Source organism: Sphingomonas rhamnosi (assembly GCF_036663615.1).
GTDB lineage: Bacteria > Pseudomonadota > Alphaproteobacteria > Sphingomonadales > Sphingomonadaceae > Sphingomonas.
The window spans coordinates 101,438-122,855 of sequence record NZ_JAXOJJ010000001.1 but is presented as its reverse complement, the minus strand read 5'-3'; the positions used below and the strand labels follow the sequence as shown (position 1 = coordinate 122,855).

Below are 21,418 nucleotides of genomic sequence, written 5' to 3'. Positions count from 1 at the left end.
ACCTCCGGAAGCGTGGCTGCGTTCCGCTGCACTGCGGAAAAGCGATACGCAAGCGGTTCGATTGCGTTGATAGCTAGGCGTATCATGATCCCCGGCGGAGGCCGGGGCCCAGTTGGGAAGGCAGATGTAACCGCGCGCTGCCATTCGTCACCGCCGTTCCCCAACTGGGCCCCGGCCTTCGCCGGGGAACCGCCCCCCCCGGATACATCTCGCGACACAAAAAAACTGGACGAAACCAGCCCCCTTGGCCATCCCCTCCGCATGGTCCGCACCCGCGCACTCCTCCTTCTGTCCGCCGCGCTCGCCGGTTGCACCGTCGGCCCCGACTACCACCCGAAGGCGGCGTCCGAGCTCGGCGTTCCCGACGCCTATTCGGTCACCCCGCCCACGACCGCTGCCGACCTCACCCGCTGGTGGCAGCGGTTCGACGATCCCGTGCTCGGCCAGCTCGTCGAACAGGCGGCCTCCGCCAATCTCGACCTTGCGCAGAGCGTCGCCCGCCTCCGCCAGGCGCGCGAATCCCTCAACCAGAGCCGCGCCAGCCTGCTCCCCACGCTCAGCGGTTCGGCCGGCTACCAGCGCAACGAGAATCTGCGCGGCGGCGGCCGCGCGTTCACGCTCCCCGACGGCACCGTCGTCGACACCGGCGGGGGCGGCGGCGCCAACAGCTTCTCGGTGGGCCTCAGCGCCAGCTACCAAGTCGGCATCTTCGGCGAGATCCGGCGGACGATCGAGGCGAGCAACGCCGATTATGCGGCATCCGGCTACGACTATGCCACCGTCCTGCTGTCGGTCGAAAGCGAGGTCGCGCGCAACTACGTCCTCGCCCGCCTCTACCAGGCGCAGCTGGCCAACGCCCGCGCCTCGCTCGCCATCCAGGACGACAATCTGGAAATCGCCGGCTTCCGCGTCCAGGCCGGGCTCGTCTCCAGCCTCGACGCCGAACAGGCGCGGTCGCAGCGCGCGCAGACTGCGGCGACGATCCCGAACCTCGAACAGCAATACAACGCCGCCGTCTCGCGCCTCGGCGTGCTGACCGCGCAGGCGCCGGGCGCGCTGAAACCGCTGATCGCGCCGGTCAAGCCGATCCCGCGCGGTCCCGCGACGGTCGAGACCGGCATCCCCGCCGACACGCTGCGCCAGCGCCCCGACATCCGCGCGTCCGAACGCGCACTCGCCGCCGCCACCGCGCGGATCGGCGTCGCCAAGGCGCAGCTCTACCCCGCGCTCGCGATCACCGGCAACATCAACACCAACGCCAGTTCGATCGGCAATATCGGCGACGCGATCACCGGCGGACTGTTTGCCGGCCTGACCCAGGCGATCTTCAACGGCGGCCGCCTGCGCAGCCAGGTGCGTGCCAGCGAAGCCGCCGCCGACGGCGCGTTCGCGGCCTATCGCGGCACCGTGCTGACCGCGCTCGAGGATGTCGAGAACGCGGTCGTCGCGCTGCGCTCGGCGCAGGAACGCGAGCGCCAGTTCGCGATCGCGCTGGATGCGGCGAACAATTCGGCGATCCTGTCGCGCAGCCAGTATCGTACCGGGCTCACCGACTTCACGACGCTCAACCAGCAGGAAACCGCGCTGCTCTCGGCGCAGAACGGCGCAACCCAGGCGCGCGCCGACGCCGCGACCGCGCTGATCGCGCTCTACATCGCGCTCGGCGGCGGCTGGGACGCGACGCGCGTGCCCGAAGCTCCAGACACATCCAATACCTCGGGAACCCGGTGATGGCCGACGAACAGCTCGACGATTTCCTCGGCGTGAAGCCGGTGTCGCCGTGGAAACGCTACATCAAATGGGTCGTGATCGCGGTCGGCGTGATCCTGCTCGTGTTGCTCGCGATGCGGATGTTCGGCGCCAAGCCGCAGACCGAATATACCAGCACCCCCGCGACGCGCGGCAACCTGACCGTCACCGTGTCGGCGACCGGCAAGCTCGCCCCGACCAACCAGGTGACGGTCGGCTCGCAGCTGTCGGGGCTGGTGACCAAGGTCGTCGCCGACGTCAACGACCGCGTCGTCGCCGGGCAGGCGCTGGCGCTGATCGACCCCGAACAGCTCGACGACCAGATCCGCCAGGGCAATGCGCAGCTCGCCGCCAACCAGGCGCAGGTCAACCAGGCGCAGGCGACCGTCGGCGAAAGCCAGGCGCAGCTCGCCCGCCTCGAGGAAGTCTCGCGTCTGTCCGGTGGCCGCGTGCCGTCGAAGACCGAACTCCAGACCGGCCGTGCCACCTACGCGCGCGCCGTCGCCGCGCTGAAGGTCGCGCAGGCCAACGTCTCCGCGAGCCGCGCCGCCTTGGCGCAGAGCCAGACGCAGCGCGCGCGCGCGATCATCCGCTCGCCCGTCACCGGCGTCGTGCTCGCGCGCCAGATTGATCCGGGCCAGACCGTCGCGGCGTCGTTCAACACCCCGACGCTGTTCGTGATCGCCGAAGACCTGACCAAGATGAAGCTCGAGGTCGCGATCGACGAGGCGGACGTCGGCGAGGTCAAGATCGGCCAGAAGGCCAATTTCACCGTCGATGCGTTCCCCGGCCAGACCTTCCCGGCGACGATCAGCCGCGTCGATCTCGGCTCCAACCTGACGGTCAGCTCGGCGACCTCATCCAGCACGACGACGACCGCCACCACGGGGCAGGTCGTATCCTACGCCGCCGACCTGACCGTCGCCAACCCGACGCTGACGCTGCGCCCCGGCATGACCGCGACCGCGGACATCGTCACCTCGGACAAGCAGGGCGTCCTGCTCGTCCCCAACGCCGCGCTGCGGTTCAAGCCGACCGCGGCAACCGACGCCGCCGGCGGCGGGATCGCCGGCTCGCTGACCTTCCGCCCGCGGCGCGGCGGTGGTGCCGAACGCACCGCGACGGTCGCACGCGGCGCGCAGCAGACGCTGTATATAAAGGGCGCCGACGGCACGCCGCAGGCGGTGCAGGTCGTCACCGGAGACACCAACGGCACGATGACCGAAGTGCTCTCGGGGCTGAAACCCGGCGCGCAGGTCATCACCGGCCAGCTTGCCACCGGCGGCGAGAACAGCAAGGCCGGCGGCGGGGGCAGCGGCCGTCGCAGCGGCGGCGCCAGCAAGGGTGGGGGCGGTGCCCAGTAACGCCCCCCTCATCAGTCTCCGTGGCGTCACCAAGGTCTACGGCGCCGGCGCGACCATGTTCCAGGCGCTCAAGGGCGTCGACCTCGACATCGCGACCGGCGATTTCGTCGCGGTGATGGGGCCGTCGGGGTCGGGCAAGTCGACCACGATGAACATCCTCGGCTGTCTCGACGTACCGAGCGCCGGCACCTTCCTGTTCCGCGGGCATCATGTCGAGACGCTCGACCGCGACCAGCGCGCGCTGCTCCGCCGGCGCTATCTCGGCTTCGTGTTCCAGGGCTTCAACCTGCTCAGCCGCACCAGCGCGCTCGAAAATGTCGAACTCCCGCTGCTCTACCGCGGCGACGAAAAGCGCGCGCGCCGTGCCGCCGCGATGGCCAGCCTCGACACCGTCGGCCTGGCGGACTGGTGGGACCACACCCCCGCCGAACTCTCGGGCGGCCAGCAACAGCGCGTCGCGATCGCCCGCGCGCTCGTCACCAGCCCCGACGTGCTGCTCGCCGACGAACCCACCGGCAACCTCGACAGCGAACGCTCGATCGAGATCATGGAACTGCTCACCCGCCTGAACGCGGAGAAGAACATCACCGTCCTGATGGTCACCCACGAAGCCGACATGGCCGCGTTCGCGCGGACGGTGGTGCACTTCAAGGACGGCCTGGTCGAACGCATCGAGACCCAGCACCGGCAAGGCGAGAGGGTGGGGGCGTGAGCATCCCCACGCCGCCATGCCGGACTTGTTCCGGCATCCATGCTTCCGCGAATTCTCCGGCCATTGGGTACGCGGCACGATGGACCCCGGAACAAGTCCGGGGTGACGGCGCGCCTGGGACTCCCGCCTGATGCTCGCCACAACGCTTTCCCTCGCGCTCCGCTCGATCCGCCGCCACCTGCTGCGCTCGTTCCTGACGATCCTCGGCATCGTCATCGGCGTCGGCGCGGTCGTCACCATGGTCACGCTCGGCAAGGCGACCACCGCCGCCGTCCAGCAATCGATCTCCGCGCTCGGCACCAACATCCTCCAGGTCCGTCCCGGCCAGGGCTTCGGCCGCGGCGGCGGGGGGCCGCGGCCGCCCGACTTCAAGCCCGAGGACGTCACCGCGATCGCCAACCAGATTGCCGGCGTCACCGCGGTCGCGCCGCAGGCCAGCGCCGCCGTCACCGCGATCTACGAAGGCGCGAACTGGTCGACGACGATCAACGGCACCACCAACGCGATCTTCCAGGTCCAGCCCTGGCCGCTCGCCGCGGGGCGGACCTGGACGCGTGCCGAGGAAAGCGCGGGCGCCGCGGTCTGCATCATCGGTAACACCGTCGCCAAGAACCTGTTCCCCGGCGGCGATCCGGTCGGCCACCGCTTCCGCGTCGGCACGATCAGTTGCGACGTCATCGGCGTGCTGACGACGCGTGGCCAGGCAGGCTTCGGCGGCGACCAGGACGATACCGTCGTGATGCCGATCAAGGCGGTCCAACGCCGCTTCACCGGCAACCGCGACATCAAGCTGATGCTGGTCGGCGTCGACCAGCGCTTTTCGACCACCACCGTCCAAGCCTCGATCACCGACCTGCTGCGCGAGCGCCGCACGATCACCGATGGCAAGCAGGACGATTTCAACATCTTCGACACCAAGCAGATCTCCGACACGCTGACCGGTACCACCACCTTGCTGACCGGCATCGTCGCCGCGGTCGCGGGGATCAGCCTGGTGGTCGGCGGGATCGGGATCATGAACATCATGCTGGTGTCGGTGACCGAGCGCACGCGCGAGATCGGTATTCGCCTGGCGATCGGCGCGGTCGCGCGCGAGGTGTTGCTGCAGTTCCTGGTCGAGGCGATCGCACTGTCGTGCCTCGGCGGGCTGATCGGCCTGGTGATCGCGCAGGCGGCGATCGCGCTGATCTCGCCGCTGATCAAGGTCGAATGGATGTTCGACCTGAAGATCAACATCATCGCGTTTGCGATCTCGGCGGTGATCGGCGTCGTGTTCGGCTATTTTCCCGCGCGTCGCGCCGCGGCGATGAACCCTATCGATGCCTTAAGGCACGGATGATCGACTCAGCCGGATCGTGGACCAGCGCCTGAAGTGCTGCCAGATCCTCGGGCGTGTCGATGTCGATCAGCTCGGCGGGTGAGGTGACGACGTGCCGTCCCGCCTTGACCAGGTCGCGCGCGCCCGCGTCGCCGTCGAGAGTCAACAGGAAGTCGAACCGCTCGCGGCCGAACAGCACGGGGGGGGAGGGCTTCACACCGTCGCTCGACGCCACCACCGCGTCGGCACTGTCGGCACCATCGAGCAGCCGATAGATGTGCGCCGTGGTCAGCCGCGGCATGTCGGCGAGCGCGATCAGCACCGCCGCCGCGCCGGTTTCCTTGGCGTGCTGCACGCCCAGCTTGACCGACCGCGACATCCCTGCGGCGGGATCGTCGTTGTGGATCGCGGTATAGCCGCGCGACGCGAAATCGAGCTGGCAGCCATCGGTCACCACCAGCCGGTCCCGAAACGGCATGTCCTCCAATGCGGTGACGACGTGGAACCCCAGCGGATGGCCGAGAAACTCGACCTCTAGCTTGTTCGGGATGCCGAACCGCTGCGATCGGCCGGCGGCGAGCAGGATCAGGACGACGTCTTCAGCGGCGATCATGAAAGGCTCCAATCATGGCGGCGGCGATCGAGAGTGCGATCTCGGACGGTCCGATCGCGCCGATGTCGATCCCGACCGGCGCGTCGATCCGCTCGATAGTCTCAGGGCTAACGCCCTCGGCGGCAAGTCGCTCCCGCCGCGCTGCATGGCTCTTGCGGCTGCCGAGCGCGCCGACATAGGCCGCGTCGCTGGCCAGCGCGGCGACCAGCGCCGGATCGTCGATCTTGATGTCGTGGCTCAGTGTCACCACCGCGGTCGACGGGCCGGGGCGGTAGGCCGCGATCGCCTCGTCAGGCCAGCGGTCGTCGAGCGTGACGCCCGGGAACCGTTCTTCGGTCAGGAAGCGCGCGCGCGGGTCGATCACCACAGTCTCGATCCCGAGCGACGCCGCCATCTGCGCCAGCGACTGCGCGATCTGCACCGCGCCGACGATCAACAGCCGACGCGGCGGATCGTAGCGGTTGACGAACACCTGCCCGGTTTCGAGCGGCCGCGCATCCGAATGGCCCGAGGTCAGGTCGGTCGACACGGTCAGCGCATCGCCCTCGTCGCGCGCGGCGGCGATGCGGTCGAACAGTTCGGGGTCGAACCCTTCGGCCGACACCGGCTGCACCATCACCGAAATCTCGCCGCCGCACGGCAGGCCGACCTCCCACGCCGCGGCATCGGCGACGCCGTAGCTGCGCACCGAAAACGGTGCGCCGGCGATCACGTCGGCGGCGGTGGCAAGGATGTCGCTCTCGACGCAGCCACCCGACACCGATCCCTCGAACCGACCATCGGCATGGACGAGCATATGGCTGCCCTTGGGCCGCGGCGCGGAGCCCCAGGTCGACACCACCGTGGCGATCGCCATCGGTTCGCCCTTCCAGGCCGCGGCGGCGGCAATCACGCTATCGTTTTCAGCCATGTCTTTTCTCTTTCGTCATGCCGGACTTGGTCCGGCATCCATCGTGCCGCGTACTCTATGGGTTGGGATGTGCGGTGACATGGACCCCGGAACAAGTCCGGGGTGACGGTCACACCGCCGGCAACCCCTCCAGCAGCTTGTCGAGAGTCACCGGAAAGTCGCGAACCCGAACCCCGGTCGCATTATAGATCGCGTTCGCCACCGCCGCGCCGGCACCCGAAATCCCCAGCTCGCCAACCCCCTTCGCCCCCGCGGGGTTGGCCGAATCGTCGATCTCCTCGATGAAATGCACCGCGATCTGCGGCACGTCGGCGTTCACCGCGACGTGATACTCGCCGAAATCGGGGTTCGCGAAACTGCCGGTTCGCGTGTCGACCACCGCCTCTTCGCCGAGCGCATAGGAGATCCCCCACACCATCCCGCCGACGATCTGGTTGGTCGCGGTCTTGGCGTTGAGCACGCGGCCGACGTCGAACACGCCGAGCATCCGCCTTACCCGAGTCTCGCCGGTGACCGCGTTGACCGCGACCTCGACGAACTGCGCGCCATGGCTCGCCTGGCTGGTGCGCTTGCTCTCGGCGCCGGGGCCGGTCTTGCCCATCGCGACGATCGGATCGCCGCGGACAAGGTCGACCAGCGACACCTGCCGGCCCCCCACGCTGACGCAGCCGTCCTTCAGCCGCAGCTCCTCGGGCGCCGCGTTCATCCGCCGCGCGAGTTCGGCGAGGATATCCTCGCACGCCAGCGCCACCGCCGCGGTCGCGCTGCCCGCGCCGAACGATCCGCCCGATCCCGCGCTCGGGGGCAGGTCGGTATCGCCGATCCGCACGCTCACGTCGGAGACCGGCAGGCCGAGCATCTCGCCCGCCATCTGCGCCAGGATCGTGTAGGTCCCGGTGCCGATATCGGTCATGTCGCATTCGACCACCGCGCGGCCCTCCGCCGTCAGCCTCACGCGCGCCTGCGCCCGCACGGTAAAGTTGCCGCGCAGCGCCGCCGCCATGCCGATTCCGATCAGCCATTCGCCCTCGCGCACCGATCCGGGCGCCGGGAGCTTTGCGGGCCAGTCGAACCGTAGCGCGCCCTGCGTGTAGCAATCGAGCATCCGCCGCGTCGAAAACGGCTTGCCGCTCACCGGATCGGTCTCGGGCTCGTTGCGCCGCCGCAGCTCGATCGGGTCCATCCCCAATTGTTCGGCGAGCTCGTCCATCGCGCATTCGACCGCAAAGGTGCCGACCGCTTCGCCCGGCGCGCGCACCGCCCCCGTCGGCGGCAGGTTGACGCGGACCAGATCGGTGCGGAACCGCCGCGCTTCGCCGCGGTACAGCGGCAGCGTCCCGAACGGTACCGGTTCCAGGAACTCGCCATGATCGTTCTGCGCGGCGATGCCTTCATGGCCGAAGCCGTGGATCACGCCGTCGGCATCGCACGCGATCCGCACACGCTGCACGGTGTGCGAGCGATGGTGCACCATATAGGCGGTCTGGCGGCGGGGCAGCGCGATCTTGACGGGGCGGCCCGTCGCTTCCGCGGCGATCGCGGCGAGGATCACTTCGGCGCCGACCCCGGTCTTGCCGCCGAACCCGCCGCCGACATAGGGCGCGAGCACGCGGACCAGATCGGGATCGATCTTCAGCGCGGTGGCGATCGTCTTGCGCGCGCTGCCGATCACCTGGCTGCTGGTGCGCACGGTGAGCTTGCCATCGTCCCACCACGCGGTGGTGGCATGCGGTTCGAGTGCAGCCGGAAAATGGATCGGCGTCGTATAGGTCCGGTCCAGCGTCACCGCGGCGTCAGCCATCGCGGCGTCGAGGTCACCGATGTCGGTCGGCGGCAAGAAGCCGATGGCGGGTGCGGTATCGACCGGCTGATCGGCGACGTCGTAACGCGCTGCGCCCGCCTCGACCTCGACCACCACCAGCGCCGCGGCGTCGCGCGCGATCGCCTGGTCCTCGGCGACGACGATCGCGACCGGCTGGCCCAGATGGAGGATCGTCTTGGTATCGAACAGCGGCATCGCGTTCGAACTCGCCTGACCCGACGGCATCCGCGGATCGCCGTGGAGGACTGCGATCACACTGGGGAGCGACGCCGCCGCGGTGTCGTCGATTCCGACGATGCGGCCGCTGCCGACCGGCGTCCCGACGACCGCCGCATAGGCGATCCGCGCCGGTGTGCCCTCATAGGCATAAGCGGCGGTGCCCGCGACCTTGTCCGGCCCCTCGACCCGGTCGATCGGCCGCCCCAGCACGCCCTGTACCGCGCGATCGAGCCCCGCCGGCCGAAACGCCGCATCCATCACATGGTCGGTCATGCATCATCCTCGAAGTGAGGCCGGAGATAGGGATGGGGCGGGGGTGAGCCAACCGCCATCTACCACCCCGGCGAAGGCCGGGGCCCAAATGGGGGACATCCGTGACAACGGACAGCGCTCCGTTACACCCGCCTTCCCAATTGGGCCCCGGCCTTCGCCGGGGTGGTTGGAAGGATTAAACCGCCGGTAACCCCTCGAGCAGCTTGTCGAGCGTGATCGGGAAGTCGCGAACCCGAACCCCCGTTGCGTTGTACACCGCGTTCGCCACCGACGCGCCCGCGCCCGAAATCCCCAGCTCGCCGATCCCCTTGGCGTGGATCGGATTCGCATGGATGTCGCGCTCGTCGAGGAAATGCACGTCGAGCTGCGGCACGTCGGCGTTCGACGGCACGTGATATTCCGCCAGGTCGCGGTTCACGAGCTTGCCGTTGCGAAGGTCGTGGATCAGATCCTCGGTCAACGCACACCCGATCCCGAACGTCATCCCGCCCAGGCACTGCGACCGCGCGGTCTTCGCGTTGAGGATACGCCCCGCCGCGAACACGCCGAGCATCCGCCGCACGCGCACCTCGCCGGTGACCGCGTTCACGCCGACCTCGGCGAAATGCGCGCCATACGACGCCTGCGTGGTCAGCTTCTCCTGCTTGCCCGGTTTGACGTGGCCGGTCGCCTCCAGGCCCTTGCCGACCAGGTCGCCGATCGGCGTCGACCGGTTGTCGCCGATCGCCTGACCGTCCTTCAGCGTCAGCCCGTCCTCGTCGACCCCCATCGCCTTGGCGAGCTTCCCGCGCAGCATCTCGCACCCCAGATACACCGCGGTGCCGGACGATTGCGCGCCCCACGACCCGCCCGAACCCGCCGCCGGCGGATCGTTGGTATCGCCGAGCGACAGCGTGATGTTCTCGACCGGGATGCCCAGGATCTCCGACGCGATCTGCGCCAGGATCGTGTAGCTGCCGGTGCCGATGTCGGTCATTGCCGACGATACCGTCGCGGTGCCGTCGGGCCGGATCTCGACCTTGGCGGACGATTCCTGCAGCATGTTACCGCGCACCGCGGCCGCAACGCCCATGCCGATCAGCCATTCGCCGTCGCGGCGTGTGCCGGCCTTGCGCCGATCGCCCCAGCCGAAGCGCTTGGCTCCTTCGTCGAGCGACCGCATCAACTGCCGCGACGAATAGGGTATGTCCTTTTCGGGGTCCTGTGCGGGATCATTGACCCGCCGCAGTTCGATCGGGTCCATCCCCAGCTTTTCGGCAAGCTCGTCCATCGCGCCTTCGATCGCGATCATCCCGACCGCCTCGCCGGGCGCGCGCATCGACCCCGATACCACCAGGTTGACGTCGACCAGGTCGTGCGTGATCAGCCGGTTCTCGCCCGCGTACAGCATGTGCGAGCTGATCCCGGCGGGTTCGAAATACTGCTCGGTCGACTGGTTCGAACACAGCGTCTCGTGCCCGATCGCGGTCAGCCGCCCGTCGGCATGCGCGCCGAACCGCATCCGCTGCTCGGTATTCGAACGCCGCACCGTCGCGTCGAACACCTGCTGGCGCGCCATCACCGCCTTCACCGGGCGGCCGAGTTGTTTGGCGGCGATCGCCGCGGCCACGCTCTCGGGCGAGATGCCGAGCTTCGACCCGAACCCGCCGCCGATGTACCGTGCGACGATCCGCACCTTCTTGACCGGCACGCCCAGCGACTTCGCCAGCTGCGACGCGTCCGGCGTCGGCATCTGGTACGATCCATAGAGCGACAGCGTGCCGTCCTCCTCCCACACCGCGGTCGAGGCATGCGGCTCCATCGCCGACGAATTCTGGCTCGGGGTGATGTAGGTGACGTCGACCGTCACCGGCGCCTCCGCCATCGCCTTGTCGACGTCGCCCTGGCTGAAATGCGCCTTGGTCGAATCATCCTTGGGTTTACGCGTCTCGTGCTTGTGCGCCTCGAAGTCGTACTGGCCTTCGCCGGCCTCATATTTGATCGGCAGCGCTTGCGCGGCGTCGCGCGCCACTTCGAAGCTCTCGGCGAGGACGATCGCGACGATCTGGCCGAATGCGGTGATCTCCTTGACGCCCTGCGTCGGGGCTTCGGTCTCGCCGCCCTGGCCGGCCACGCGGATGAAGCGGTCGAAGTCGGTGACCACGTCGATCACGCCGGGCATGCCGCGCACCGCGTCCGCGTCGATACTGACGACCTTGCCCGCCGATATCTTGGTGCCGACCAGCACGCCGAATGCCATGTTGTCGAACGCATATTCGGCCGCATAGGTCGCGGTGCCCGAGACCTTGAGCGGCCCGTCGACGCGATCGATCGGCCGGCTGATCACACCCTGCACGCCGGTGTCGAGCAGGCTCTCCGGGTGCGGCTTGTCCATCGTCAGGCTGTTGGTGGTGCCGAAATCGAACAGGCTCATGATGCCGCTCCCTCTACCGAAGTCAGTTCGCGAAGCGTCGCGATCAGCGTGCGCTTCACCAGCGGGATCTTGAAGTCGTTCGAGCCATAGCCCTTGGCGCCTGCGACCAGTGCGTCGGCAGCGGCCGCAAAGACGAGATCGCTCGGCTCCTTGCCGACCAAGGCCGCTTCGACCGCGTCGTTCTTCCACGGCATGTGCGCCAGCCCGCCGAACGCGAGCGAGGCGCTCGCGATCCGCCCGTCCTCGACCGACACGACGCCGGCGACCGAGACCAACGCGAACGCGTAGGACGCACGGTCACGCACTTTCCGGTAGGCATGCTTGCCCTTGGGCGGCGTCGGCAGTTCGACATGCGTGATCAATTCGCCGGCTTCGAGCACGTTCTCGATATGCGGCGTGTCGCCGGGCAGGCGGTAGAAGTCGTGGATCGAAATCCGCCGCCGATCGCCGTCGGCCTTCAGCGTCACGATCGTGGCGTCGAGTGCGCGCATCGCGACGGCCATGTCGCTCGGGTGAGTCGCGATGCAATGCTCGCTGGTGCCGAGTACCGCCAGAATGCGGTTGAACCCGCCGATCGCGTCGCAGCCGGTGCCCGGCTCGCGCTTGTTGCACTTGGCGGCCGTGTCGTAGAAATAATAGCAGCGCGTCCGCTGCAGCAGATTGCCGCCGGTCGATGCCTTGTTGCGCAGCTGACCGCTCGCGCCCGCGAGCAAGGCCCGGCTCAGCACTTCATATTTGGCGATGACGCGCGGGTCGGCGGCGAGGTCGCTGTTCGGCACCAGCGCGCCGATCGTCAGCCCGCCATCCTCACGCTCCTCGATCGTACCGAGGTCGAGCCGGCTGATATCCACCAGCTTGCCCGGCGTCTCGATCTGCAGTTTCATCAGGTCGAGCAGGTTGGTGCCGCCCGCGATGAACTTCGCGCCCTGCGTGAAATCGCCGACTGCGGCCTCGGGCGTGTCCGCTTTGGCGTAGGTGAAGGTCTTCACGATGCGAGCTCCCCGTGCGTGAGTTCGCTTCGCATCGCTTCGTCCTTCTCGTCCGCGGTGCGGCCCTGGGGCTCGGCGCCCGCGACTTCGCGGATCGCGTCGACGATGTTGGGATAGGCGGCGCAGCGGCAGATATTGCCGCTCATCCGCTCGGAAATCTCAGCGTCGTCGAAGGCGGGATCGGTCAGGTCGCCAGAGACATGGCTCGCCCAGCCCTTCTTGACCTCGTCGAGCATGCCGACCGCCGAGCAGATCTGCCCCGGCGTGCAATAGCCGCATTGATAGCCGTCATGCCGCACGAAAGCCTCCTGCAATGGGTGCAGATTGCCGACCTGGCCAAGCCCCTCGATCGTCGTGATCTCGTCGTCCTGGTGCATCACCGCCAGGGTGAGGCAGGAATTGACCCGACGCCCGTCGATCAGCACCGTGCATGCGCCGCACTGGCCGTGGTCGCAGCCCTTCTTGGAGCCGGTCAGGCCCAGATGCTCGCGGCACAGATCGAGCACCGAAGTCCGGATATCGACGTCGGCGTCATAAGATTGACCATTGATCGTGAAATGCATGGGGATCGTCTCCGCTGTTGGGTGCTGAACGCCGATGTCTTCGATCCTATCCTATTGCGATTGGCTCTCATTGGGGCCGGCACTGGCCCTCGCCATCGTCCCGGCGCAGGGTGTGCGCATGGAACCGACCAAATCCCCGATCGTGATCGCGCACCGCGGCGCCAGCGGATCGCGCCCCGAACACACGCTCGCGGCGTACGAACTCGCAATCGACCAGGGCGCCGATTTCATCGAGCCCGATCTGGTGCCGACCAAGGACGACGTCCTCGTCGCGCGGCACGAGAACGCGATCTCGGAGACCACCGACGTCGCGGCGCATCCCGAATTCGCGGATCGCCGCACCACCAAGACGATCGACGGCCGCGCACAGACCGACTGGTTCGTCGAGGACTTCACGCTCGCCGAACTGAAGACGCTGCGGGCGAAGGAGCGCCTGCCCAAGCTCCGCCCCGGCAACGCGGCGTATGACGGCAAGTTCGAGATTCCGACGCTGGCCGAGATCATCGCGCTCGCCAAGCGCCGAGCGGTCGGCATCTATCCCGAAACCAAGCATCCGACCTATTTCGCGAGCATCGGCCACCCGACCGACGCGCCGCTGGTCGCCGAACTGCGCGCCGCAGGCTGGGATTCAGCCAGCGCGCCGGTGTTCATCCAGTCGTTCGAGGTCACCAACCTCAAGCATCTGCACGGCATCACCAAAATCCGCCTGATCCAGCTGACCGCGGGGCAGGGGGCACCCGCCGACAACGCCGCGCCCAGCTATGCGGCGATGCTCACGCCCGCCGGGCTCAAGCAGATCGCCGCCTATGCCTACGGCATAGGCCCGGACAAGGCGCAACTCTGGACCGGCGACGCGCCCACGACCCTGGTCGCCGACGCGCACGCCGCGGGCCTGCGCGTCCACCCCTGGACCTACCGCGCGGAAAACGTCTTCGTCCGCGCGCGCTTCCACCGCGGCACCGACCCCGCGGCGCACGGCGACGTGAAGGCCGAAATTGCCGCAGCGCTCGCCCAAGGAATCGACGGTTTCTTCACCGATTTTCCGCTACAAGGTGTCGAAGCGCGCAACGCCTCGCGCACGGGAGCCAAGTAAATGCGTAAGATCCTGATCCTCGCCCTGCTGCCGCTGACCACCGCGGGCTGCATCAGCACCGCGACCAGCATCGTCAAGGCACCGTTCCAGGTCGCCGGCAAGGCGGTCGACTGGTCGACCACCAGCCAGGAAGAGGCCGACCGCAACTACGGCAAGAAGATGCGCAAGCAGGAGGCCAAGGAAGGCCGCGAGCGGAAGGAGCGCGAAAAGCGCTGCCGCAACAACCGCGACGCGTCGGAATGCCAGCAATATCAGGGGTACCGCGCGGGGAATTGAGCGGCGGTCCCGCCCGATCAAACCCGCCGTTCTCCCGCGAAAGCGGGAGTCTAGGGTCAAGCAGCGCTGCGTCTGCGACTCCTGGACCCCCGCCTTCGCGGGAGAACGGCGCGGTGGCGAGGCGCGCCACGCCCAACGCCACCCCGGCGAAGGCCGGGGCCCAATTGGGGGCGTTCATGATGGCGGACTGCGCTCCGTTACCACTGCCATCCCATTTGGGCCCCGGCCTTCGCCGGGGTGGTTCAGGGAATGGTACGGTGGGCAGAGCCGCTCAGAACCACGCCATCACCGCCCCCGGAAACGGCGTCCACGCCCCCACCCGAACCCCGGCATACCGGAGCGCATCCCCGCTCCACGCATTGCACGTGTGCACCGCGTCATACCGCCCTCGCGCATCATAGAAGACGTCGTACCCCGCATAGCCCGGATACCGCGCACCCCCCGGCCCAAAGCTCGCCGCGATATACGCCGCCAGCCGCCGATACGCCGCCTCGCTCAGCACCACCGCGCGCACATCGTCACCGACCGTCGGCGCGGGCACATGCTCGACATGCATCAGCGTATCCGCGCTGCCGATCGCTGCGCCCAGCACCGTCCGCGGCTTCACATCCGCCCAGGTCTTGGTTTCCAGAAAGAACGCCTTGTCGCCCCAGCCGATCGCCACATGATCGAACCGGCCGTAGCGCGGATCGGCCAGGTCGCCTGCCGGCGCGAATCGCCGCCAGTCCACCCCGGCAGCGCTTTTCGGCATGACGATCCCGGTATGCACGCCGTTGCTCTCGACGAAGATCCGCACGCCGCGTGCGGCCGGTCGCCACGCGCGGTTGGTCGGGATCGCCCCGCCGATCGCCCCCGCCACCGCATAGCCCAGCACCAGCAGCAGCACTGCCGCCACCGCCCGAAAAAACCACTGCCGCACGCCCGTTCCCGTCATCATACCGTCATGCTAAGTGCGCGCGAATGGCACAAGACACACCGACGCTTCCGCCGCAGGGCGACTGGACGATCGCTCAGGATTGGTCGCACTATACGGCCGAGGAACATGCGACCTGGGACACGCTGTTCGCGCGCCAGGCCAAGCTGCTGCCGGGGCGCGCGTCGAACGCGTGGCTGCGTGGGCTCGACGTGCTCAAACTGTCCAAACCCGGCATTCCCGATTTCGAGGAACTGTCCGAACGACTGATGAAGCTGACCGGGTGGCAGGTCGTGGCGGTCCCCGGGCTCGTCCCCGACGACGTGTTCTTCGATCACATGGCCAATCGCCGCTTCGTCGCGGGGAATTTCATTCGCCGGCCCGACCAGCTCGATTATCTGCAGGAGCCCGACGTCTTCCACGACGTGTTCGGCCATGTGCCGATGCTCGCCGATCCGGTGTTCGCGGATTATCTCGAAGCCTATGGCCGCGGCGGACAGCGCGCGCTGGGTCTCGACGCGCTCAAATATCTCGGCCGGCTCTACTGGTACACCGTCGAGTTCGGGCTGATCGCCGAGCCCGAGGGCATGCGGATCTACGGTTCGGGGATTGTCTCGAGCTTCGCCGAATCGCGCTTCGCGCTCGACGATCCTAGCCCCAACCGCATCGCGCTCGATCTCGCCCGCGTGATGCGCACCGACTACCGGATCGACGATTTCCAGCAGAATTACTTCGTCATCCCGAGCTTCGACGAGCTGCTCCGGCTGACCGTCGAAACCGACTTCGCGCCGCTCTACGAGGAACTGAAGGCGCTGCCCGACATCCCGGTCGCGCAGATCGAACCCGACGACGTCGTGCTGACCATGGGCACGCAGGACTATGCGCGGTCGAAGGCAAGCTAGTCCCCCTCCCTGGAAGGGAGGGGTTAGGGGTGGGTGGGTTAGGGGCACCCGCTCCGCGGCCCAACGACCCACCCCCGTCCCCTCCCTTCCAGGGAGGGGAGCAGGGTCGCTACAAATCCAGTGCCCACCCATCGCGGCCCTTCGGATCGAACGGCCCCTCGGCCACGAACCGCACATCCCCCGCACGCAACCGCAGCACGCTCCAGTCGCCGCGCCGGTCGACCGCCTCCAGCGCGCACCCGCACGCCGCATAGGCCGCGACCACGCCGTCGCGCTGCGTTTCCAGCAGCCCCGCCAGCACGATCGTCGCCCCCACATCCGCGATCGACGCGATCTCCGGCGCCATCGACACCAGCGGCCCCGCCAGAATGTTCGCGATCACCAGATCATAGGGCGCCCGCGCGACGATCGCGTCGTCCAGCGTCCCGTCCGCGACGACCAGATCGATCCCCTCGACCCCGTTGAGCGCGGCATTCTCATCCGTCACCTCGATCGACACGGGATCGATATCGGTCGCCATCACGCGCGCGTCGGGCCACAGATGCGCCGCTGCGAAGGCGAGCAACCCTGTCCCTGTCCCGATATCGATCACGTTCGCGAACGCTGAGTCGGCCAGCCCGTCGAGCATCGCCAGGCACCCGCTGGTCGTCTCGTGATGCCCGGTCCCGAACGCCCGGCTCGCGGCGATGTGGAACGCGCGCGTCCCCGCGGGCGCAACCGCCTCGCCGGTGTGGACATAGAAGCGCCCGACATGCAGCGGCTCCAGCCCCGCCTGGCTCATCGTCACCCAGTCGGCAGCGGCCAATCGCTCGACCGCATGGGGCGCGCCCGCCGCACTCGGCACCAGCGCGCGCACCGTCGCCACCGTCTCGGCATCGGGTTCCGCCTCGAAATAGGCATCGAGCCGCCAATGCTCGCGGTCGTCCTCGATCTCCTCGGTCGTCATCAGCACCGCATCGATCGCCAGCTCGCCGGCATCAATCGCCTCCGCCTCCGCCCGCGTGCAGGGCAGGGTGAGCTTCCAGCTATCGGACATACGACGCCCCGTTCACGTCGATCACCGCGCCCGTCATCGACGAAGGCGCCTCCAGCGCACAGTATCGCGCCACCGACGCCACCTCGACAGGATCCGCGACCTTCCCAAGCGGGATATCCGCCAGCAACGCATCGCCCCCGCGGCTCGCCAGATAGTCCTCGGCCATGCCCGTCATCGTGAAGCCAGGGCACACCGCGAACGCCAGGATGTTCTCGCGCGCATATCCCCGAGCAATCGTCTTGGTCATCGCCACCATACCCGCCTTCGACGCGGCATAATGCCAATGCGCGGGCGAATCGCCGCGATAGGCCGCGCGGCTGGCGATGTTGACGATCCGCCCGCCGCGTCCCCGCGCCTGCCAGTGGAGCACCGCGAGCCTGCACAGTTCGGCCGACGCGGTCAGGTTGATCCGCATCGTCCGCTCCCAGTTCCCGGTCCAGCCCTCGTCGCCGAGCGGGCTCGCCTCGAACACGCCGGCATTGTTGATCAGCACGTCGATCGCGCCGCCGGCCTGGTCGAGCGCCGCGTCCCACAACATCCGCGGCGCCGCGGGATCGGCAAAGTCGGCGGGAATGCCGCTCGCGGTCCCATGCCCGATGACGGTCGCGCCGGCATCGCCCAGCGCCTGATGTATCGCCGCGCCGATACCGCGGCTGGATCCGGTAAGAAGAATGGTCATCCGCGCGGCTTAGCGGCGCCGACGCGTCGCGTCACCTCGGCCTCGACGCAAGAACGGGTTCACGCGGAGGCGCGGATACCGCGGAGCCCTATGCCGAGCCGACAGGCTCCCAAACAGGCCGCTTGTCGCGCGCACCAGACGTGCCGAACGCATCCCCTCCGCGCCCCCGCGCCTCCGCGCGAACCAAATCCGAACGCGCCGCGAACGCAGCGTCGACGGGAGCGACACCGCCAGCGCCTCAAACCGTCACCCCAGCGAAGGCTGGGGTTTCCCCGTGGATGGCGCCCGACCCGAACCGGGATATGCCAGCCTATGCTGGCATGACGGGCAGGGCGAGGCGCGGCACGCTCACCCCACGCTCGTCAAGAACCCATCCGCCGCGGTCTTGAGCTCACCCAGCTGGTCGTCGATCTCGCCGAATTCCTGACCGAGCAGGTCGATTTCCCCCGCCACCGCTTCGGTATCCGATCGGATCGCGGCGATCGTCGTCGACATCGAATCCGCCGCAAGCGCGGTTTCGTCGACCGCTTCGGTGATGATCGAGACGGTGCGCGCCTGCACCTCCATTGCGTCGCGGATGCGGTCGGCGCTGTGCTGCACCTCGCCGACAGTGGTCTTGATCCCGGCATTGGTCGCCACCGTGGTGCGCGTCGCCGACTGGATCGCGGCGATTTTCGCGGCGATGTCGTCGGTCGCGCGCGCGGTCTGGCTGGCCAGGCTCTTCACCTCCTGCGCCACCACCGCAAAGCCGCGACCCGCATCGCCCGCACGCGCCGCCTCGATCGTCGCGTTGAGCGCCAGCAAATTGGTCTGCCCGGCGATGTCGCGGATCAGCCCCAGGATCGATTCGATCGATTTCGCGTGCGCGCTCAACGTCTCGGACATGCCGACCGCCTCGCTCGCCTGCACGCTGGCGCGCGTCGCGATCTCGGCCGCGGCCTCGACCTCGCTCCGCGCATCCTCGATCGCGCGGATCAGCCCGGTCGCGGTCTGTGCCGCCTCGCGCATCGCGACCGCCGACTGTTCCGCGGCCGCGGCGACCTCGCCCGCCTTGCCCAGCACGCCGCGCGCCGATGACGACGCCCCCGCCGCCTGCACGCGGATGCGCGCGCCGAGCGCCGCGGTGTCGCCGATCGATGCCGCAATCCGCTCGCGGAACTGTGCGGCGCGCGTGCCGCGTTCGCTCTGCGCCGCGGCGGCGTCCACCGCGCCCAGATGGGACGCCATCACGTCCGCCTCGATCAGCGACAGCCGCAGCACGACGTCGCAAAGCTGGCCGATCCGCGGGTCCGCGCCGCCCAGTCGTTCGCCGATCAGCATCATCGTCGTGCTGTGGGCATAGGCCAGCGCCGCCAGCAACGCGGGCAGCGGCACCCCCGACGCCTTGGACAGATCGGCGTGCAGGACCGCGCCTTCGCGCCACGTCTCGGCATAGGGCGCGGCATATTTGGCGCGGGCATAGTCGACGCTGCGCGCGATCACGCGCGCGCGGGCGCCCGGCGTCAACGCCGTCACCAGATGCGCCGCCGATTCGAGCGACACGTAATAATCCCAGAACATCACCGCGATGCGTTCGTAATCCTCCGGGATCAGCAGCGCGGCGATCTCGGCCGATCCGGTCCGGATCCGGTCGTCCCAGTCATAATCGCGTACATGGTCGGCAAAGGCGCGCGCCTTGCCGCTCCACGATGTCCCGTTCGGCATCAGTCCCCCCCCAGGGTTATGTTTTCGGTCGTGTCATGCGGCGACCTTGGCGACGAAATCGCCGGCGCTGTTCTTCAGGTTGGACAGGCGACCGTCGAGTACGTCGAAACCGCGGCCGACGCCGTCGATCTCGGTCGCGACCGTCTCGGTATCGGTGCGGATAGCGGCGATTGTGGTCGACATCGAATCGGCGGCGAGCGCGGTCTCGTCCACCGCTGCGGTGATCGCGGTCACGGTCTGCGCCTGCGCCTCCATCGCATAGCGAATCCGGTCGGCGCTTTCCTGGACCTCGGCGACGGTGGTCTTGATGCTGGCGTTGGTGTCGACCGTGCTGCGCGTCGCGGACTGGATCGCCGCGATCTTGGCGGCGATGTCGTCGGTCGCGCGCGCGGTCTGGCTGGCGAGGCTCTTCACCTCCTGCGCCACCACCGCGAAGCCGCGCCCGGCGTCGCCGGCACGCGCCGCCTCGATCGTCGCGTTCAGCGCCAGCAAATTGGTCTGCCCGGCGATGTCGCGGATCAGCCCCAGGATCGATTCGATCGATTTGGCGTGATCGCTCAGCGTCTCCGACATACCGACCGCCTGACCCGCCTGCGCCGACGCGCGCGTCGCGATCTCGGCCGCGGCCTCAACTTCGGTCCGCGCATCCTCGATCGCGCGGATCAGCCCGGCCGCGGTCTGCGCCGCCTCGCGCATCGCCACCGCGGACTGTTCGGCCGCCGCGGCGACTTCGCTCGCCTTGACCAGCACCGCGCGCGTCGACGCCGAACTGCGCACCGCCTGTTCGCGCAGCGCATGCCCCTCTTCGGTCGCGGTCTCGACCATCGCGGCGATCCCGTCGCGGAATTCCGCGGCCAGCGTATCGCGCTGTTCTTGCGCGGAATAGGCACGATAGGCGGCGTGGAGCGCGACGGTGATCTCGCCTTCCAGCGCCGACAGCCGCATCAGCGTGTCGATATACACCGGCAACCGATCACCCGCGCGGTCGACGCGGCGCATCAGCACGTCCAGCGCGGCGCGGTCGCTTGCGCTGATCATCGACAGCAGCGCCATCGGCGACACGCCCGCGGCGTATGCGGCGGCGACCGAACGTTCGATCGATTCGATCCAGGTCCGCCCGCCGGTCTCGAGGAAGCGGTGGCGCAGGAAGGTGCAGCCGATCTCGATCATCCGCTCGGTCTCGTTCGGTGCCCAAATCCGCTCGTCTGAGAAGCAGCGCAGCCATTGTTCCCAATAGGCGCGCGACACCAGCGTGACCTCGGGTTCCAGCGCGGCCCATACTTCACGGCTCGCGGTCGTCAGCGAGCCGTCGAAATCGAACACCCGCAGCCGCGCCGCCAGATCGATGGACGCGGCGATCGTACCGGGAACCGGAAGCTCGGTGGTGGTCAACAGGATGCACTCCGCGGGGAGGGGGATGATGATCGATCCGTAACTGCCATTGGTTAAGCGCTGGTTAGAGCGGCGGTTCGGGTATTCCCCGCGCGGCGCCGTCGGGGCCTCTGCCCGCGCGCGCCCTGCTCAGCCCGCGTTGTCGAACTTCCGGACTTCGATCGACGCTTCGTCGAAATCGTCGAGCAGCCGCGCGTTGATCCCGACCTTGCCGAAGTCTTCGCCGAGCGTTTCCCAGTGCGTACCGCAGCCGCAGATCGGGCAATGGTGGATGCCGATCATCCGATCGCCCCACACATACGCCGTGGTCTCGCCCGAAATGCGGACCTGGTCGGGCGGGAAATACGCCACCCGCCACGCCAGCCGCCGGCACAGCGAACAATTGCAGTCCGCCACCCAGGTCGGGCTGCTCGGCAGCGCGATCCGCACGTTTCCGCAGTGACAGCTTCCCTGGACGGCCATCCGCTTTGTTACGAAC

General features: G+C 68.4%; 19 protein-coding genes. 7 read left to right on the top strand and 12 right to left on the bottom strand.

Annotation, left to right across the window (positions count from 1 at the left end):
- Positions 1-261 precede the first annotated feature (261 nt).
- The 4 genes from U1701_RS00630 (at position 262) to U1701_RS00615 (ending at position 5,164) form a co-directional block, all read left to right on the top strand.
- Positions 262-1,731 (top strand): efflux transporter outer membrane subunit, encoded by a 1,470-nt coding sequence (locus tag U1701_RS00630; protein ID WP_332780604.1) that lies wholly within the window; start codon positions 262-264, stop codon positions 1,729-1,731.
- Positions 1,731-3,113, top strand: a complete 1,383-nt coding sequence (locus U1701_RS00625) for an efflux RND transporter periplasmic adaptor subunit (RefSeq protein WP_332780603.1) — start codon at positions 1,731-1,733, stop codon at positions 3,111-3,113. The genes U1701_RS00630 and U1701_RS00625 overlap by 1 nt, the downstream gene beginning before the upstream one ends.
- A 55-nt stretch (positions 3,114-3,168) precedes the next feature.
- Complete coding sequence (locus U1701_RS00620) at positions 3,169-3,825, top strand: ABC transporter ATP-binding protein (protein WP_332781414.1); 657 nt, start codon at positions 3,169-3,171, stop codon at positions 3,823-3,825.
- Between the two features lie 130 nt (positions 3,826-3,955).
- The gene (locus tag U1701_RS00615) at positions 3,956-5,164 is read left to right on the top strand and encodes an ABC transporter permease (protein WP_332780602.1); all 1,209 of its coding nucleotides are present in this window, start codon (positions 3,956-3,958) and stop codon (positions 5,162-5,164) included.
- Here the strand turns inward: U1701_RS00615 and U1701_RS00610 are convergent.
- The 6 genes from U1701_RS00610 to U1701_RS00585 form a co-directional block, all read right to left on the bottom strand.
- A complete protein-coding gene (locus U1701_RS00610) occupies positions 5,139-5,756 on the bottom strand; it encodes a nucleotidyltransferase family protein (protein ID WP_332780601.1) in 618 nt (205 codons plus the stop codon). The two genes, U1701_RS00615 and U1701_RS00610, sit on opposite strands and share 26 nt — an antisense overlap.
- Positions 5,743-6,666: an XdhC family protein gene (locus tag U1701_RS00605; RefSeq protein ID WP_332780600.1), complete on the bottom strand. Its 924-nt coding sequence runs from the start codon at positions 6,664-6,666 to the stop codon at positions 5,743-5,745. The genes U1701_RS00610 and U1701_RS00605 overlap by 14 nt, the downstream gene beginning before the upstream one ends.
- A gap of 109 nt (positions 6,667-6,775) precedes the next feature.
- Positions 6,776-8,980 (bottom strand): xanthine dehydrogenase family protein molybdopterin-binding subunit, encoded by a 2,205-nt coding sequence (locus U1701_RS00600; protein WP_332780599.1) that lies wholly within the window; start codon positions 8,978-8,980, stop codon positions 6,776-6,778.
- Between the two features lie 175 nt (positions 8,981-9,155).
- Positions 9,156-11,393, bottom strand: a complete 2,238-nt coding sequence (locus tag U1701_RS00595; RefSeq protein WP_332780598.1) for a xanthine dehydrogenase family protein molybdopterin-binding subunit — start codon at positions 11,391-11,393, stop codon at positions 9,156-9,158.
- Positions 11,390-12,382, bottom strand: a complete 993-nt coding sequence (locus tag U1701_RS00590; protein WP_332780597.1) for an FAD binding domain-containing protein — start codon at positions 12,380-12,382, stop codon at positions 11,390-11,392. Before U1701_RS00590 ends, U1701_RS00595 begins: the two co-directional genes overlap by 4 nt.
- A complete protein-coding gene (locus tag U1701_RS00585) occupies positions 12,379-12,945 on the bottom strand; it encodes a 2Fe-2S iron-sulfur cluster-binding protein (RefSeq protein WP_332780596.1) in 567 nt (188 codons plus the stop codon). Before U1701_RS00585 ends, U1701_RS00590 begins: the two co-directional genes overlap by 4 nt.
- Positions 12,946-13,063: 118 nt before the next feature.
- Between U1701_RS00585 and U1701_RS00580 the strand changes: the two genes are divergently transcribed.
- Positions 13,064-14,038, top strand: a complete 975-nt coding sequence (locus U1701_RS00580; protein ID WP_332780595.1) for a glycerophosphodiester phosphodiesterase — start codon at positions 13,064-13,066, stop codon at positions 14,036-14,038.
- Positions 14,039-14,314, top strand: a complete 276-nt coding sequence (locus U1701_RS00575; RefSeq protein WP_332780594.1) for a hypothetical protein — start codon at positions 14,039-14,041, stop codon at positions 14,312-14,314.
- Between the two features lie 271 nt (positions 14,315-14,585).
- On the opposite strand, the gene U1701_RS00570 is transcribed toward U1701_RS00575, so the two are convergent.
- Positions 14,586-15,251 (bottom strand): TIGR02117 family protein, encoded by a 666-nt coding sequence (locus U1701_RS00570; protein WP_332780593.1) that lies wholly within the window; start codon positions 15,249-15,251, stop codon positions 14,586-14,588.
- Between the two features lie 23 nt (positions 15,252-15,274).
- On the opposite strand from U1701_RS00570, the gene phhA reads away from it, so the two are divergent.
- Complete coding sequence (gene phhA, locus U1701_RS00565; RefSeq protein WP_332780592.1) at positions 15,275-16,129, top strand: phenylalanine 4-monooxygenase; 855 nt, start codon at positions 15,275-15,277, stop codon at positions 16,127-16,129.
- A gap of 109 nt (positions 16,130-16,238) precedes the next feature.
- On the opposite strand, the gene U1701_RS00560 is transcribed toward phhA, so the two are convergent.
- The 5 genes from U1701_RS00560 to U1701_RS00540 all read right to left on the bottom strand — a co-directional run bounded on the left by U1701_RS00560 (position 16,239) and on the right by U1701_RS00540 (position 21,402).
- The gene (locus U1701_RS00560; protein ID WP_332780591.1) at positions 16,239-17,165 is read right to left on the bottom strand and encodes a 50S ribosomal protein L11 methyltransferase; all 927 of its coding nucleotides are present in this window, start codon (positions 17,163-17,165) and stop codon (positions 16,239-16,241) included.
- Positions 17,155-17,844, bottom strand: coding sequence for an SDR family NAD(P)-dependent oxidoreductase (locus U1701_RS00555; protein WP_332780590.1), 690 nt, complete (start codon positions 17,842-17,844; stop codon positions 17,155-17,157). Before U1701_RS00555 ends, U1701_RS00560 begins: the two co-directional genes overlap by 11 nt.
- A 348-nt stretch (positions 17,845-18,192) precedes the next feature.
- Entirely contained in the window at positions 18,193-19,548 is a 1,356-nt protein-coding gene (locus U1701_RS00550; protein ID WP_332780589.1) for a methyl-accepting chemotaxis protein, read from the bottom strand.
- Between the two features lie 33 nt (positions 19,549-19,581).
- The gene (locus tag U1701_RS00545) at positions 19,582-20,940 is read right to left on the bottom strand and encodes a methyl-accepting chemotaxis protein (protein WP_332780588.1); all 1,359 of its coding nucleotides are present in this window, start codon (positions 20,938-20,940) and stop codon (positions 19,582-19,584) included.
- Positions 20,941-21,069: 129 nt separating this feature from the next.
- Entirely contained in the window at positions 21,070-21,402 is a 333-nt protein-coding gene (locus U1701_RS00540; protein WP_443025971.1) for a GFA family protein, read from the bottom strand.
- Positions 21,403-21,418: the final 16 nt, after the last annotated feature.

Excerpts from the sequence above, each read along its gene's own strand:
- U1701_RS00605 (WP_332780600.1), bottom strand. The coding sequence starts at position 6,666 with ATGGCTGAAAACGATAGCGTGATTGCCGCCGCCGCGGCCTGGAAGGGC.
- U1701_RS00550 (WP_332780589.1), bottom strand. The coding sequence starts at position 19,548 with ATGCCGAACGGGACATCGTGGAGCGGCAAGGCGCGCGCCTTTGCCGAC.
- U1701_RS00585 (WP_332780596.1), bottom strand. The coding sequence starts at position 12,945 with ATGCATTTCACGATCAATGGTCAATCTTATGACGCCGACGTCGATATC.
- U1701_RS00580 (WP_332780595.1), top strand. The coding sequence starts at position 13,064 with ATGGAACCGACCAAATCCCCGATCGTGATCGCGCACCGCGGCGCCAGC.
- U1701_RS00615 (WP_332780602.1), top strand. The coding sequence starts at position 3,956 with ATGCTCGCCACAACGCTTTCCCTCGCGCTCCGCTCGATCCGCCGCCAC.
- U1701_RS00595 (WP_332780598.1), bottom strand. The coding sequence starts at position 11,393 with ATGAGCCTGTTCGATTTCGGCACCACCAACAGCCTGACGATGGACAAG.
- U1701_RS00575 (WP_332780594.1), top strand. The coding sequence starts at position 14,039 with ATGCGTAAGATCCTGATCCTCGCCCTGCTGCCGCTGACCACCGCGGGC.
- U1701_RS00630 (WP_332780604.1), top strand. The coding sequence starts at position 262 with ATGGTCCGCACCCGCGCACTCCTCCTTCTGTCCGCCGCGCTCGCCGGT.
- U1701_RS00620 (WP_332781414.1), top strand. The coding sequence starts at position 3,169 with ATGTTCCAGGCGCTCAAGGGCGTCGACCTCGACATCGCGACCGGCGAT.
- U1701_RS00540 (WP_443025971.1), bottom strand. The coding sequence starts at position 21,402 with ATGGCCGTCCAGGGAAGCTGTCACTGCGGAAACGTGCGGATCGCGCTG.
- U1701_RS00555 (WP_332780590.1), bottom strand. The coding sequence starts at position 17,844 with ATGACCATTCTTCTTACCGGATCCAGCCGCGGTATCGGCGCGGCGATA.
- U1701_RS00560 (WP_332780591.1), bottom strand. The coding sequence starts at position 17,165 with ATGTCCGATAGCTGGAAGCTCACCCTGCCCTGCACGCGGGCGGAGGCG.
- U1701_RS00570 (WP_332780593.1), bottom strand. The coding sequence starts at position 15,251 with ATGATGACGGGAACGGGCGTGCGGCAGTGGTTTTTTCGGGCGGTGGCG.
- phhA (WP_332780592.1), top strand. The coding sequence starts at position 15,275 with ATGGCACAAGACACACCGACGCTTCCGCCGCAGGGCGACTGGACGATC.
- U1701_RS00610 (WP_332780601.1), bottom strand. The coding sequence starts at position 5,756 with ATGATCGCCGCTGAAGACGTCGTCCTGATCCTGCTCGCCGCCGGCCGA.
- U1701_RS00600 (WP_332780599.1), bottom strand. The coding sequence starts at position 8,980 with ATGACCGACCATGTGATGGATGCGGCGTTTCGGCCGGCGGGGCTCGAT.
- U1701_RS00625 (WP_332780603.1), top strand. The coding sequence starts at position 1,731 with ATGGCCGACGAACAGCTCGACGATTTCCTCGGCGTGAAGCCGGTGTCG.